This window comes from Natrinema salinisoli (genome assembly GCF_020405205.1).
Classification (GTDB): Archaea; Halobacteriota; Halobacteria; order Halobacteriales; family Natrialbaceae; genus Natrinema; species Natrinema salinisoli.
The window spans coordinates 653651-668195 of sequence record NZ_CP084469.1; the positions used below are offsets into that span (position 1 = coordinate 653651).

Sequence of the window (14545 nt, forward strand, 5' to 3'; positions counted from 1 at the left end):
CGGTACCGACGGAACCGGGTTCGGCGAGCCGGACTGGACGGTTTTTTACCCCTCCGCCACCGAGTGGCGGCCAATGACCGAGTACGATTACGAGGATCTCGGACTCGTCGCCGGGCTGGAAATCCACCAGCAACTCGATACGGCGACGAAGCTGTTCTGCCAGTGTCCGACCGATCTCCGCGAACCCGAGGCGTCGACGCGAACCTTTACGCGCTACCTCCATCCGACCCGGAGCGAACTGGGCGAACTCGACGACGCCGCCGTCGAGGAGAGCAAGGTCGAACGCGAGTTCGAGTACCTCGCCTACGACACGACCTGTCTCGTCGAGGAAGACGACGAACCGCCCCACCGGCTCGACGAGGAGGCCCTCGAGACGACCCTCGAGGTCGCCCAGTTGATGGACATGAAGCCGGTCGATCAGGCCCACGTCATGCGCAAGATCGTCGTCGACGGCTCCAACACGACGGGCTTCCAGCGCTCGTCGCTGATCGCCACCGACGGCGAGATCGAGACCAGCGAGGGGGCCGTCGGGATCGAGGACATGCTGCTCGAGGAGGAGAGCGCCCAGCGCGTCGAAGAGACCGACGACGGGGTCCGCTACAGCCTCGATCGCCTCGGGATCCCGCTGGTCGAGATCGGGACGAGTCCGGACATCGCCTCGCCCGAGCAGGCGCTCGAGGCCGCCGAACGGATCGGGATGTTGCTCCGCTCGACGGGGAAAGTCAAGCGCGGACTGGGGACGATCCGCCAGGACGTCAACGTCTCCATCGAGGAGGGCGCTCGCGTCGAGATCAAGGGCGTCCAGAGCCTCGACGACATCGACGATATCGTGCGCAACGAGGTCGCCCGACAGGCCGAACTCGTCGAGATTCGGGACGAACTCGCGGATCGCAACGCGTCGGTGGGTGACGTACGGGACGTGACCGGGGTCTTCGAGGACACTGACAGCGGCGTCATTGCGGGAGCACTGAATTCGGGCGGGTCCGTCACGGCGGTCCCGCTCTACGGATTCGACGGGATCGTGGGTCGCGAGATCGCGCCCGATCGCCGGCTCGGAACCGAGCTCTCGGACCACGCGAAACGCCACGGCGCGGGCGGAATCTTCCACACCGACGAACTACCCGCATACGGGGTCACCGAAGACGAAGTCGCGGCGCTTCGAGACGCAGTCGGGGCAGGGCCAGAGGACGCAGTCGCGATCGTCGCCGCCGACACGGAGATCGCGGAATCGGCCATCGAAGCCGCCGCAGAGCGTGCACGAACCGCACTCGAGGGCGTCCCCGAGGAGACTCGCGGCGCGAACGACGACGGGACGACCCGGTACCTGCGACCGCTGCCCGGCGCGGCGCGGATGTACCCCGAAACGGACGTGCCGCCGGTCGAGCCGGATCCGAGCGAGGTTCCGGAACCGGAGCTGCTGACCGAAAAGGTCGATCGCTATCAGGACGAGTACGGCCTCGGCGAGGGGCTGGCCGAGCAGGTGGCCTACGGCGAGTACATGCCGCTGTTCGAGGACGTCGTGACCGACGGTGTCGATCCGACACTGGCCGCGACGACGCTCGAGTCGACGCTGACCGAAGTCCGCCGGGACGGCGCGCCCGTCGAGAACCTGACCCGGGATCACCTCGAGGGCGTCCTCCGCATGGTCGAGGACGGCGACCTCCCGAACGAGGGGGTACCGGACCTGCTCGCGGCGCTGGCCGAGGAGCCGGATCGAACGGCCGAAGAGGCGGCCGAAGAAGCCGGCCTCGGCGGCGCCGAGGAGGACGAGGTCCGCGAGGCAGTCGTCGAGGTCGTGGAACGAAACGAGGGACAGGTCGAAGAGGAGGGAATGCAAGCCTTCTCGGGGCTCATGGGCGAGTGCATGGGTGCGCTGCGAGGGAAGGCGGACGGCGACCTCGTGAGCGAACTCCTCCGCGAGGAGATCCAGAAGCGGGCCTGACCGACCGACGAGGTCCCCTTCAGTACACCGTTTTGTTCGAGCAGTCCGTCCGAGTTTCCGTCGGCGGAGATCGTCTTCCGGGCCTGGTACTCTCGGATATCTGCATCGTCGAAAACATTTATTGGCACACACATTGCCCGATCACGTGACCTATGACTCAGACCAGAGAGACGGAATCAGTGGATCTCACTACGGTGTGTCACGTGCGTGCGCCGCTGTTGCTCGAGCCGATCGACGAACAGATCGAGACGCTCCAGGCCTGCGAATCGGAGGGCGCGATCGACGACCTGCTGATCCGGAGCTGGCCCAAGGAAGTCGCACTGTCGGAGGAAAGTCCCCATCAGGAAGTCTTCACGAACTACGAGACGCTCACACAGTGGGCCGACGAGCGCGGCGTGACGGTCCGGCCGCCGTTCAGGGAGCGCTCGACGACCTCTCAGGTGACTGGGAAGACGCGAGACCTCCTCGTGACGCCGCTGCTCTGTCTTGAACTCTACGCCGACGACGAGTTGCTCGGCGTGTTCCCCCACTCCGACGAGACGACCGACGAGACGTACACCACCGACGAAGCGATCGCCACGCTCCGAACCGGCGAACTTCCGACGCCGCTCGGCTCGAGGGAGCCTGCAGCGGAGGAATTCGAGTCGACGACGTCGACGAACTGCCCCGACTGCGGCGGTACGCTGATCGACGGGCAAGGGCTGTTCGGCTGTAGCGATTGCGGGTGGGTCGGGACCGTCACCCAGTCCGGCCGACGCGAGTCGCGGTCGAATCAGCACGCACGGGACAGCGAGTCACCGGTCGTCGAAACGCGATAAGCAGTAACCGAGAAAGCGGCGAACCGGTCGGGACCGGACGGAACTCGTCTGCTACTCGGTAGCGAACTCCGCGCCGTACTCGGCGTCGATTTCGACCGTCGACCCGGTCGTGACGAAATCGACCGTTTCCGCCTCCGTTCCGAGCGCCGACTTGAGGCGCTCCTGGTCGACCCGATCCTCGCTGCTGTACGTGACGACCGCGTTGGCGGTCGCAGCGGAGTCGACTCCGGTTACCGCGAGTTGCTGGTGGACGCCGTAAGACCCCTCGAAGGAGCCGAATTCGAACTGGAGACTATCGTTGTCGCTCGCCTGGTCGTCCGCGAGCGTCTCGGACGCGAACTCGTCGCTGTCGGTGTATAGACAGCAGGCGATCCCGCCGTTTTCGCCGGCGCGGAGCAGGCGATCGAACTCCTCGTCGGCCTCGTGTTTCGGCTCTCGATCGCCCGCCGCCGTCGCGACCGTTCGCTCGACGGCTGCGACCGGATCGAAGTCGGACTCGCTTCCCCTCGAGTAGGAATACGCGTACACGTCGCCGGAGACGCCGATGATCTCGTCGCTCTCGCCGTCACTGTAGACGACGTACGCGTCTCCCTCGCTTTCGACCGTATAGCCGGCCGACTCGAGATCCGTCGCGAGGCCGTCGCGGTCGTACGAGCCGACGAGCGCGTAGACGCCGTCGGCGTAGACGAACTGTTCCTCGCCATCGGCCGTCTCGTTGTTTCCGAGATACGCGTCACGGCCGGCAGAGGTGCTGAGCTGTTGGATCCCGAACGAGCAGAGGAGTGCGACGACGACGGGGTTAGCGACGAGCAGGTCCGTCGGTTCCTGCCCCGCCTCGGCACCCTCGTCGTTGAGCAGGGTATTCATCGTACTGACGCCGATCGCCCCGTAAAAGTACGCCGAGCGATCGTTCGTCGGGAGTACCGAGGCGTACGACGGGAGGTCGCCGACGGGCTGGTCGCCGTCGTCATCGTCGTCGGTACCGTTGCCGTTTCCATCGGACGACTCCGAGCACCCGGCGAGGAGCGCCATTCCGCCGCCGAGTAAACTCAGCGCCTTCCGTCGGTGAAGGTCGGTCATCCCATGTTGCTGGTTACTGGGAACGTATTACTGTACTGGCCACCGAACGGGGCTGTTTTGAGCGGTTTGACAGGTCTGTATCGGTCGATCAGTTTTCGGCAGGCCGCTCCGTTGCTCGTCGAAGGAGACCGAGCAGCGTGTTCGCCTCCCGTTCCGTGAGGTCGGCCCGTCCGTACACCCGTCGGAGCATCCGCATCGTCTTGTCGCGTTTCTCCTCGGGGTGATTGATCTCCTCGAGTAGTGCCGCCCACTGGTCGTAGAGCCGGTCGATAGTCGGCTCGGGGGCCCGGACGCGCTCGAGGTCGGGGAGCTGCGTCTCCTCGAGGGCGAGCGACCGGAGTTCGTAGAGCGTGATCGTGGCGGCCTGCCCGAGATTGAGCACGGGGTAGTCGGCGTTCGCCGGGATCGAGCAGATTTCGTCGATCCGGGCGAGTTCCTCGTTCGTCAGGCCGACGCGTTCGCGACCGAAGACGAGGGCGGTCGGTGCCTCGACGGTGGGCAATCGGTCGGCCAACTCGGCGGGCGTCGAATAGGGGAACCGCATGTGACTCCGGTCGTCCTCGTTGGTCACTGCCGTACACCCGATCGTGTGATAGGTCTCGACGAGGTGATCGAAACTGATCTCCTCGGCGTTCGGGAGCACGTCCTCTCGAGCGTGTCCCGCGAAGCCGTACGCTTCGCCATCGGGGTCGAGGTCTGGCGGATCGACGAGCAGGAGCTCCTCGAAGCCGAAGTTCTTCATCGCTCGAGCGATGGTGCCGACGTTGCCGGGTGATTGAGCGTCGACGACGGCGACGGCCGGGACGGTCCGACCCGCATCCGTATCGGACGTATCGTCGCTCATCGGTTCGTCGATCGGCGGAACGTACGGTGAGCGATGCTCGGTACTAGTTCTCTCACAGTAGCTTCGACAAGAGCGACTCTCGACGGAGACGCTGTCACGGTGGCCACATTCATACCCGGAGTTCCGAACGGGAAGACAAAAAGGAGCGCGTTGTCCGCTCGTTCGATGGCTCGGTGGAGAAACCGGAGATAGTGACAGTAGCTGGTTTTCTTTTCGCCTTTCTTCTCCTTCTTTCTCCTTCTTCGAATAAGAACTAGCTAGAACTAGCCTTCTACAATCTAGAACAGTAATTTAGAATCAGATGCGATCCGGCCTGAGATCAGCGTGAGCGACGTATCGTGGCGCGGTCCGTTTCTTGTATTCGCCGATCATGTCGGCGAACAGTGAGAGAGGGACACACCCCCCTCGCGTTTGTAAGCGTATCTAGGTGTGGGAGTCCTGTGTTGGAACACACCAGTGCCGCGGATGTAAATTCTCCTGGAAAAAGGGCTCTAATTCTGGATATCCCGAGATAATTCTCTCCGGCCCCACACTATTGCCGTTACAAACGCGAGGGGGGTGTGCCCCCCGTGGTGAATCATCGAACTGTTCGTTCGGTCTCCGTCCGAGTCGATTTCGGGCCGCAATGTCGGTATCCCGTTCGCGACCGAAAAGCGGGATTCGCTCTCAGAGATCGGCTATAACGCCCCTTATACGGTAGAAAAACTAATCTTTACATACGCGATGGGGGTGTCCGCCCCGATTTCCGGTATCGAACGCTATTAGAAGCGCGAGGGCGGCGACCCGTAAGTCGCTCAGCCATGCGGCCGAGAATACCCGTTCGAGTCCCTCAACCGGACGGTTTACATCCGCGATCGATCCCCACATCTTTATTTCAATCCAGTTGAAAGGGACGGCACATCGCAATGTCCGCCAACGACGATCGAGACCCGCTCTTTCGGTACGACGATCCGGTCTTCGCCGACGAGCGCCTGCTCGAGATCACGCACCTGCCCGGCCCGGATCGGATCGTCGGTCGCGACGAGCAGATGCAACGGGTTGCGGACGCCCTGAACCCGGCGATCTTCGGGAGCGAACCCAACCATCTGTTCATCTTCGGCAAGACCGGCACTGGCAAATCGCTCATTTCGCGGTCGGTCACCCAGCGAGTGATCACCGAGGCCGAACACGACGACATCACGGTCCGGTACGCGTTCATCGACTGCGGCGAGCAAAATACGGAGGCGTCCATCGTCAAGACGATCGCCCAGATCGTCAACGAACCGGACGCGAGCGGCGTCACCGTTCCCGACCGCGGCCTCGGCACCGGCGACTACTACAAGCGCCTCTGGCAGGCCATCGATCACTGTACCGACGTTACCATCGTCATCCTCGACGAGATCGACATGCTCGAGGACGACGAGGTCCTCCGAAAGCTCTCTCGAGCAGGCGAGAACCGACGCATCTCCGACTCGAGTATCGGCATCATCGGCATCTCGAACAAGATCGACTTCCCGGATCACCTCTCCGAACGCGTCAAGTCGAGCCTCTCGCGGGACGAACTGGTCTTCTCGCCCTACGACGCCAACCAGCTCGTCGAGATCCTCGAGAAACGCCGCGACGCGTTTCACGACGGCGTCCTCTCCGACGACGTCATTCCCCTGACGGCCGCCCTCGCGGCGCAGGAACACGGCGACGCCCGCAAGGCCATCGACATCCTCCGGAACGCGGGTCGCATCGCGAAGAAGCGAAACGAAACGCGAGTCACCGCGGATCACGTCCGCGACGCCAAGGAGAAGACCGAGGCCGACCGCTTCAACGAGTTGATCGAGGGCTCTCCCCAGCAGGCGAAAGCGATCCTCTACTCGCTCACCCTGCTGACCGAAAACAGTTCGGAGAAGGAGTTCCCGACGAAGATCATCTACAACCAGTACAAGGAGGTTGCCCGGCGGCTCGACTTCGACGTCCTCTCCGAGCGCCGCGTGCAGGAAATACTTCAGGAACAGAACTTCCTCAACGTCATCCAGTCCGAGCGCGAAGGCCGCGGCCGCGGTCGCGGCGCACACGCCAAACACCGCCTCCTCGAGAACCCCTCGATCGTCAAGAAGGTGCTCCTGCGGGACTCGCGACTGGCCGTGCTCGAGGACGAGGAGTAAATCCTCGTCGGCCACTACACGCTGCACTCGAGTTCGCCGGAACCGCGATACCTTTTTGCCTCGCTTCCTCAGACCGGATATGAACACCGTCGATGCCGCCGGACTGGGAATCGGGGACGACCACCCGCCTCGAATCATGGGCGTGTTGAACGTTAGCGAAGAGTCCCCCTACGACCCGAGCGTCTTCGACGACCCCGGCGAGGCGGCCCGCTACGTCGACGAGGACCTGATCGGTGAGGGCGCCGATATCGTGGACATCGGCCTCGAGTCGGCGAACAAGCGCTTCGACGTGCTCTCGGCCGAGGAGGAACTCGAGCGGCTTCACGTCGCGCTCGAAACCATCGAGAGCGTCTCCGGAGACGCGATCTTCTCGATCGAGACGCGCTACGCGGACGTGGCCGACGAGGCGCTTTCGCAGGGGTTCGACATGGTCAACGACATCTGCGGGTTCGCCGATCCGGAGATGCCCGCGGTCTGTGAGGACCACGATGTCGCGGTCGCGAAGATGGCGAGTCCGCCGGATATCGAACGGCCGGGTGCGGTCGAGGAGACGGACTGGGCGGCGCGGAAGTCACCGGAGTGGGCGTCGCAGGCAGACTACGTCGATCAGGTCTACGAGGCACTGAAACAGAACGGGCTGACGGACAAGACGATTATCGACCCCGCGTTCGGCGGGTGGAGCGAGGCGCAAACGGTCGCGGACGACCGCGAGACCTTCCGCCGACTTCGGGAGTTCCGGGCCCTCGATCGGCCGATGCTGGTTTCGATCAACCGGAAGAACTTCCTCGGGGAGATCGCGGACCGCGAGACCGAGGAGCGACTCCCGGTCAGCCTCGCGGCGACCTCGATGGCCGTCGAGCGCGGCGCACACGTGATCCGAACACACGACGTTGCCGAAACCAGGGACGCAGCACTGATCGGAAAGGCCTTCACCGAGCGGTCGAGCGCTACCGCCGAGGGAGTCACGGTTTCGCAACTGGACGTTCGCTCGACTCGCGAGTTTCGGGCCCAGCTCAGAGAGCGTGGGATCGATCCCGCGTTCGCCGACGACTGGCAGACCCAACTCCTCGAGGTCGAGGGTCTCGACGCCGACGCCAGCGAGCGATTGATTTCGATCGCGACCGAGCACGGCGTGGACGTCCAACGCGCGTCTGACGTGCGACTTATTCTCATGGGATCGACGGGATCCGTTTCCGATGTATCAGGACGCCTGAGTGAAGAAAACGGACGTCTCGGTCGTCTCGGGGAGAAGCTGTCAACACTGCTGCGTTAAGAGAAAGCTTATGCCGGATGCTTCGAAAGGGGGGAGTGGACGCCGGGCGGCCTCCCGGGTAGGGGTACTTTGGAGGCGACCCCCGGCCCATAACACGGAATTATTGTGGTGCTACGTTGCCCAGTGACGACCAGGTCCTTCGCCCGGTAGTGACACGGATCATATAGGTATGGGCGCTGCCGTCGCCATCGATCGGGCCGGCTGTCGATACCGAACACCCAAATCCGTAGAGCGACGAGCACGGATAGCGACATGGAGTTCGACGAGTGGGAGCCGGTTTACGACGCGATCCTTCGAGATTTCGGCTACGACCGAGCCGGCGACGAGCGGGGACGTGATCTCCTCGCAGCCCGCCTCGAGGAGTCGTTCGACCCGACCGAACTGCCGATCGACCCCGACACGACCGTCGCCATCGCCGGTGCCGGTCCGTCCCTCGAGACCGAAGCGAACCTCGAGCGGGCTCGCGAGGCCGACGTGGTCGTCGCCGCGTCGACAGCCGTGGATACCCTCGCGAGCCACGGTATCGACGCCGACTGCATGGTGACCGACCTCGACAAGAACCCGGAGACGGTCGAACGACTCACGGCGGACGACGTTCCGGTCGCGGTTCACGGCCACGGGGACAATCTCGAGGCGATACGCGACGTCGTCCCGAACTGTGACGATGCGTACGTGCTCCCGACGACGCAGGCCGCACCGCGCGGACCGGTTCGGAACTTCGGCGGGTTTACCGACGGAGATCGGGCGGCGTTCCTCGCCGATCATCTCGGGGCCGGCCGACTGACCTTCGTCGGCTGGGATTTCGACGATCCCGGGGTCGATACGCCGAAAGCGCGCAAACTCGAGTGGGCCGAGCGCCTCCTCGCCTGGCTCGAGTCGCGCCGGACCGAACGGTTCGCGGTACTCGACGGACGACGTGACGCGATCGACACCGGTGTCCTCCCGATCGAGTAGCGCCGACTCGATGACACCTCACGCCGCAGTCACTCGATTCGGTATTCGACGATGTCGGTGCCGCCACAGGCCGGACACGTCGTCGCTGACTCGAGGGTCATCCCACATCGACGACACTCCTCGATGATGGATCGATCGTTTACTCGGCCGAGAACGGCCGCGAGCGCTTTTCGTATCGGTGACCGCGTCGTAGTACCGTTTTCCTGGCTCTGCATGCTCGTTCAGTCTCGGATATCACAATTCGTTATTGTCTAGTTATACGCACAGTCACGGTAGCGTTGATCCCCGAAACGAAGTAATCAGTGCCTACGGCCTTCGAGTTACTACTTCTGGGCTGTGTCGCGAAGGGTCCGTATCGACCGGGGTCGACGAACTGCGATGTCGACCTGAGACGACTGTCGGGTATTTCGCCGCTGTCCCGGTCCCCTTTGCCTTAGACCGTCACCTCCGAAAACCGCCGTCGTGGAGCACATAATGAAAAAATGTTGGTAATAACGGTTAAGACGATTAGGTGATCACGATACGACGTGGATCAACGACTCATCGCAACGACGCCGTTTATACTCTATCTGGCACTCTGTGGGTTGTTCGGGATCGCCCTGTCGACGGCCGATGCCCCCCTCACTCAGGGCCAACCGGCGTTTATCGCCACCGTCGGCCTGGTCGGGCCGCTCGTCGCGATCGGGTTGATCTGGGCGCAAAATTACTCGTACGGTGCGCCAGTTCTCGTCTCGACGATGCTCACCAACGCCTGGTTCGTCACCTACTTCTTTTTCATTCACGACAACCCGGCGAACGTCTTCGCGGTCTCTGGAACCGGCGCGACAGCGCTTCTCGCTGGAACCGTGGGCCTCATCGCAGGCTCGCTGTTGACCGCCGGCGTGGGCTGTTGGCTGTGGTACCGCGAGAGCCCGGGATTCCGATCGGCAATCCACCGACTTGTGGGTCCGTCGGACGCGCGGAACTGATCGAAACAGCGATCATGCGGCCTCCCTTCTCTCGTCGGGAGACTCGATCTAGTGTTGAGGCGGGCCGCTGAAATGGCGGATCGTTGCCGAGAACGGTCCGTTACGTGGGCTGGTATCCGCTATCTTATCGAATAATGCTTACAAACACGATTTACACGCGAGCAAGGTGTATTAATATAATTATGAATTTATTTTCAATAATCAGATATATAAAGCTACATAGTATGTGTCGAATATAGATGTCACTCGATACGAACCGACGTCGATTTCTCGAACTGACTGGTGCGACCGGTGTAGCCGCACTCGCCGGCTGTAGTGGCGGCGGTAACGGAAACGGTAACGGAGACGGAAACGGTGGCGGCAACCGCCTGACCTGGCACGCCGGCGGTACCGGTGGCACGTACTACCCGCTCTCGAACGAGTTCAAGACCGTCGTCGAGGCCAACACCGACTTCTCGCTGAACGTCCAGTCGACGGGCGCGAGCGTCGAGAACGTCGGCAGCCTCGCGGACGGCTCCGCGGACTTCGCGCTCATCCAGAACGATATCGCGTCCTTCGCGAAGAACGGCACCGGAATCGACGCATTCCAGGACAATCAGATCGACACCCTGCAGGGTGTCGCGACGCTGTACCCGGAGACGATTACGCTCGTCACGCTCGCCGAGAACGACATTTCCTCGGTCGAGGATCTCAGCGGCGCGTCGATCAACACCGGCGACCTCGGTTCGGGCACCCAGGTCAACGCGCTTCAGATCCTGGAATCGGTCGGGATCACAGACTTCGACGAACAGAACGCCGGCTTCTCCCAGGCGTCCGAACAGCTCGCCAACGGCGACATCGACGCAGCCTTCGTCGTCGGTGGCTGGCCGGTCGGTGCGATCGAGGATCTCGCGAACACGAACGACATCGAGATCGTCCCGATCGCGGGCGACAACCGCGAGACGATCAAAGAGGACGCCACCTGGTTCGCCGACGACACCATCCCCGGTGGAACCTACAGCGGCGTCGACAACGACGTCGAGACCGTCGCCGTGCAGGCGATGATCGCCACGCACTCCGACGTGCCGGCCGACACGGTCGAGACGGTCACCGCGGCCATCTTCGACAACCTCGGCGAACTCTCGATCAAGACCGACTTCATCTCGGTCGATAGCGCACAGGACGGGATGTCCATCGAACTCCACGAAGGAGCAGCAGCGTACTTCGACGCCTGATCGGTTCCGCCGCTACGGAACCCGTCCGGCGCGCTGACATCGGTTTCATCGAATTACACGTAAGAATGGGCCGTGTCTCCCGTCCGAACGTCCTCGTCGCGATCCTCGTAGCGACGGTACTGGTCCTCGTCGCCGTTACCGCGACGGCCCCGGCCGAAACGGTGCTCGTCGTCGAGGACGTCGAAACCGGCGAGCAGTACCTCACCGAGCCGGTCTCCGACGGCAGCACTGTGGCCCTCGAGTACACGCATAGCGTGGAGAAATCCCGGGTGTACGACGAGTATCGCGTCGACGATCGAACTCTGGTCAACACCCGAATGGAGTTCGAGTCCTACGGCTGGGGGCTGCCCGCTCGAGTCGATGTGACGAACGTGAACGGGACGCTCGTGTACGAGCCGTCCGAGCCGATCGCGGAACTTCGAACGCTTTCCGTATCGCCCGGACGGATCGCCGGCCACACGCTGATCGTCGACGATCGACGATACGACCTGGTCGCGATGACGAACGCCAACGACGTTCGCATTCGCGTCGAACGACGATCGCTAATCGAGATGATTCTATGAATACGAACGACCAATCTGACGGCGGTACTGACACTCCGACCGACGATCGGGAGGGGTCTGACGACGAACCGACCGACGCGGTCTCCCACGAGGAGGCCGAGGAATTGATCCAGGAGATCGAGCGCCGACGGTCGCTACAGGGGGGTGCCGCAGTGGCGGTCGCTGCGATCGGCATCCTGTTTTCGGTCTTCCAGCTGTTCCTGGCCGCGCGTAGCTTTTCGTTCACGATCTGGCTCCCGATCGTCGATAACTGGCAGGTCTCACTACAACTCTTGCAGGCGAACGCGATACACGTCTCGTTCGCCCTCGTGCTGACATTCCTGCTGTTCCCAGCGAGTATGGGCGACGGGATCGTCGCACGAAACCTGGGGCGGATCGTCCCCACCGCGTCCAGCAATCTCGGGGATCGAAACCCCCTCACGCGGCTTCTCGAGAGCGCTCGAGCCGCGTCCCGGTGGGCGTTCCTCGACCCCGACCGGGAGCGCGTGACGCCGTTCGATCTCCTCTGTATCGGAGCGTCGATACTGTCGGCGGGCTACTTCCTGACGGAGTTCTCCGAAATTCAGAACATGCGGGTGTTCGGCCTTCAGTCCGGGCGGCCGATCACCGAAGTGTACGCGTTCCTCCAGCCCCTCCTCGGCGGCGTTCCGTTTGTCAGCGAGTACTCCTACGCGATGATACTCGGCGTGGTCGGCGTCCTGTTAGTGCTCGAGGCCACCCGCAGAACGCTCGGGCTCCCGCTGATGATCATCGTCGCGACCTTCATCGTCTACGCGCGCTGGGGCTACCTCATCAGCAGCGGGACGCCATTTATCGGCCTGCTCGCGATTCCGGAGCTGACCTGGCCGGACATCGTTCAGAACCTCTGGTACAACACCGAAAACGGCGTCTTCGGCATCCCGGTGACGGTATCGGTGAGCTTTATTTACATCTTCATCCTCTTCGGGTCGTTCCTCGAGATGAGCGGCGCCGGCCAGTGGTTCATCGACCTCGCGTACGCGGTCACTGGAAATCGCAAAGGTGGCCCGGCGAAGGCGAGCATCCTCGCGAGCGGCTTCATGGGGACGATTTCGGGATCGTCGATCGCCAACACGGTCACCACCGGCGCGTTCACGATTCCGCTGATGAAGCGCTCGGGATACTCGCCGGAGTTCTCCGGTGCGGTCGAGTCCTCGGCCTCTTCGGGCGGTCAGATTCTGCCGCCGGTGATGGGGGCCGCCGCGTTCCTGATGGTCCAGTACACCGCGACGCCGTTCGCGGACATTATCATCGTCGCGACGATTCCGGCGATCGTCTTCTTCTTCGGCGTCTGGGTGATGGTCCACCTCAAGGCGGTCGAACAGGGGATCGGCGGCGTCGAGGACGCCGACACCGTCCCGATCGGGGCTCACCTCAAGCGCGGGTGGTTCTACCTCGTTCCGATCGGCTTGCTCTTGTACTACCTCATCATCGAGCGGCTCTCCGTCTCGCGGTCGGCGTGGTTCACTCTCGTCGCGCTCGTGGGGTTGATCGCGCTCGTCTCGGCGTACAGTGAGGAGACGCGCGGGCGGCTCCTCGGCGTTTTCGCGGCTATCGTCGGCGTCGAACTGGCGAGCTACGCGGTCGGCGGCGTCCCCGTTACCGGCCTCGTCACTGGAGCCAGCAGCGCCGGATTGCCCGTCGGGGAAGCGCTCGACCGCGTCGTCTCCCGGATCGAATGGTACGCGATGCTGGCCGGTGCGCTGACGTTGCTGTCTCGTCCGAACCTCGACGCACCGTTGCTCGATCTCAACCCGGCGGTCGGGGAGACGGCCGACTCGATCGGCGATCGGACCGGTCGCGACTTGGGCGATAATCAGCCGTTCCGTCTCGGAACGTTCGTCGTCAAGTCGATGGACGAGGGCGCGCGGACGGCCGTTCCGGTCGTGATCGCCGTCGCGGCCGCCGGTATCATTCCGGGCGTCATCAGCGTCTCCGGGCTCGGCCCGAACCTCACGTCGCTGTTGCTCACGCTGTCGGGCGGGTCGCTCGTGATCATGCTGCTCGTGACTGCCGTGGCCAGCATCATCCTCGGGATGGGGATGCCGACGACGGTCACCTACATCATCCTCATCTCGATGCTCGCGACGCCGCTAGTCGAGTTCGGTCTCCCGCTGCTCGCCGCCCACCTGTATATCCTCTACTTCGGCGTCATCGCCGACATCACGCCGCCGGTGGCCGTCGCCGCCTACGCCGCGAGCGGGGTCGCCAAGTCGAATCCGTTCGAGACCGGTGTGAAGGCGTTCTCGCTGTCGCTGAACAAGGCGATCGTGCCGTTCGCGTTCGTCTTCGTCCCCGGAATCATCCTCCTTCGCGAGAAGGAGAACGCCGCGGAGTTGCCGATTCGCGAGCAGTACCGCGTCGTGGGCGTCTCCGATCTAATGGAACTCTCCTACTCGATTCCGGAGATCCTGATCCCCGTCGCCGGCGTCTTCCTCGGCGTGATCGCCCTCGGTGCGACCGTCATCGGAACGCTGTACACGAGCGCGAACCGCCTCGAGCGATCCGGCTTCGCGCTCAGTTCGCTGCTGCTCATGGCACCGGGGATGCTCTCGACGTCGGTATTCGACCTGCTCGGAGTCGTCGGCGTGACTGCCTCGGTCGACGCGCTCGCGCTCGATCTCACGCTTCGTGGCATCGGACTCGTGCTGTTCGTCGTCCTCGCGGCGAAGAACCGGCAGCAGGCGACGAATCCGGGTGAGGTGAATCAGCCGACGGTGAGCTGAAATCGGAACT

Annotated in this window: 11 protein-coding genes; 9 read left to right on the forward strand and 2 right to left on the reverse strand. The window is 63.3% G+C overall.

Going from position 1 to position 14545, the window contains the following annotated elements; all coding sequences use genetic code 11:
- Positions 1 to 73: 73 nt before the first annotated feature.
- Positions 74 to 1942 carry a Glu-tRNA(Gln) amidotransferase subunit GatE gene (gene gatE, locus LDB05_RS03295; RefSeq protein ID WP_226006507.1) on the forward strand — a complete coding sequence of 623 codons (1869 nt, stop codon included), beginning with the start codon at positions 74 to 76 and terminating at the stop codon, positions 1940 to 1942.
- A 152-nt stretch (positions 1943 to 2094) separates the two neighbouring features.
- Complete coding sequence (locus LDB05_RS03300; protein ID WP_226006508.1) at positions 2095 to 2760, forward strand: HTH domain-containing protein; 666 nt, start codon at positions 2095 to 2097, stop codon at positions 2758 to 2760.
- A 51-nt stretch (positions 2761 to 2811) separates the two neighbouring features.
- On the opposite strand, the gene LDB05_RS03305 is transcribed toward LDB05_RS03300, so the two are convergent.
- Both LDB05_RS03305 and LDB05_RS03310 read right to left on the reverse strand, forming a co-directional pair.
- Complete coding sequence (locus LDB05_RS03305) at positions 2812 to 3840, reverse strand: hypothetical protein (RefSeq protein ID WP_226006509.1); 1029 nt, start codon at positions 3838 to 3840, stop codon at positions 2812 to 2814.
- A gap of 88 nt (positions 3841 to 3928) precedes the next feature.
- Positions 3929 to 4684 (reverse strand): RNA methyltransferase, encoded by a 756-nt coding sequence (locus LDB05_RS03310; RefSeq protein ID WP_226006510.1) that lies wholly within the window; start codon positions 4682 to 4684, stop codon positions 3929 to 3931.
- A gap of 905 nt (positions 4685 to 5589) precedes the next feature.
- Between LDB05_RS03310 and LDB05_RS03315 the strand changes: the two genes are divergently transcribed.
- The 7 genes from LDB05_RS03315 to LDB05_RS03350 all read left to right on the forward strand — a co-directional run bounded on the left by LDB05_RS03315 (position 5590) and on the right by LDB05_RS03350 (position 14535).
- Positions 5590 to 6819, forward strand: coding sequence for a Cdc6/Cdc18 family protein (locus LDB05_RS03315; protein WP_226006511.1), 1230 nt, complete (start codon positions 5590 to 5592; stop codon positions 6817 to 6819).
- A 79-nt stretch (positions 6820 to 6898) separates the two neighbouring features.
- Positions 6899 to 8092 carry a dihydropteroate synthase gene (gene folP / locus LDB05_RS03320; RefSeq protein WP_226006512.1) on the forward strand — a complete coding sequence of 398 codons (1194 nt, stop codon included), beginning with the start codon at positions 6899 to 6901 and terminating at the stop codon, positions 8090 to 8092.
- A gap of 252 nt (positions 8093 to 8344) precedes the next feature.
- Positions 8345 to 9046, forward strand: a complete 702-nt coding sequence (locus LDB05_RS03325; RefSeq protein WP_226006513.1) for a 6-hydroxymethylpterin diphosphokinase MptE-like protein — start codon at positions 8345 to 8347, stop codon at positions 9044 to 9046.
- Between the two features lie 527 nt (positions 9047 to 9573).
- Complete coding sequence (locus LDB05_RS03335) at positions 9574 to 10014, forward strand: hypothetical protein (protein WP_226006515.1); 441 nt, start codon at positions 9574 to 9576, stop codon at positions 10012 to 10014.
- Between the two features lie 239 nt (positions 10015 to 10253).
- Positions 10254 to 11228, forward strand: a complete 975-nt coding sequence (locus LDB05_RS03340) for a TAXI family TRAP transporter solute-binding subunit (RefSeq protein WP_226006516.1) — start codon at positions 10254 to 10256, stop codon at positions 11226 to 11228.
- Positions 11229 to 11293: 65 nt separating this feature from the next.
- Positions 11294 to 11791: a DUF1850 domain-containing protein gene (locus LDB05_RS03345; RefSeq protein ID WP_226006517.1), complete on the forward strand. Its 498-nt coding sequence runs from the start codon at positions 11294 to 11296 to the stop codon at positions 11789 to 11791.
- On the forward strand, positions 11788 to 14535 hold the full coding sequence (locus LDB05_RS03350; RefSeq protein ID WP_226006518.1) for a TRAP transporter permease: 2748 nt from the start codon (positions 11788 to 11790) through the stop codon (positions 14533 to 14535). The genes LDB05_RS03345 and LDB05_RS03350 overlap by 4 nt, the downstream gene beginning before the upstream one ends.
- Positions 14536 to 14545 lie beyond the last annotated feature (10 nt).

Excerpts from the sequence above, each read along its gene's own strand:
- gatE (WP_226006507.1), top strand. The coding sequence starts at position 74 with ATGACCGAGTACGATTACGAGGATCTCGGACTCGTCGCCGGGCTGGAA.
- LDB05_RS03300 (WP_226006508.1), top strand. The coding sequence starts at position 2,095 with ATGACTCAGACCAGAGAGACGGAATCAGTGGATCTCACTACGGTGTGT.
- LDB05_RS03305 (WP_226006509.1), bottom strand. The coding sequence starts at position 3,840 with ATGACCGACCTTCACCGACGGAAGGCGCTGAGTTTACTCGGCGGCGGA.
- LDB05_RS03310 (WP_226006510.1), bottom strand. The coding sequence starts at position 4,684 with ATGAGCGACGATACGTCCGATACGGATGCGGGTCGGACCGTCCCGGCC.
- LDB05_RS03315 (WP_226006511.1), top strand. The coding sequence starts at position 5,590 with ATGTCCGCCAACGACGATCGAGACCCGCTCTTTCGGTACGACGATCCG.
- folP (WP_226006512.1), top strand. The coding sequence starts at position 6,899 with ATGAACACCGTCGATGCCGCCGGACTGGGAATCGGGGACGACCACCCG.
- LDB05_RS03325 (WP_226006513.1), top strand. The coding sequence starts at position 8,345 with ATGGAGTTCGACGAGTGGGAGCCGGTTTACGACGCGATCCTTCGAGAT.
- LDB05_RS03340 (WP_226006516.1), top strand. The coding sequence starts at position 10,254 with ATGTCACTCGATACGAACCGACGTCGATTTCTCGAACTGACTGGTGCG.
- LDB05_RS03345 (WP_226006517.1), top strand. The coding sequence starts at position 11,294 with ATGGGCCGTGTCTCCCGTCCGAACGTCCTCGTCGCGATCCTCGTAGCG.
- LDB05_RS03350 (WP_226006518.1), top strand. The coding sequence starts at position 11,788 with ATGAATACGAACGACCAATCTGACGGCGGTACTGACACTCCGACCGAC.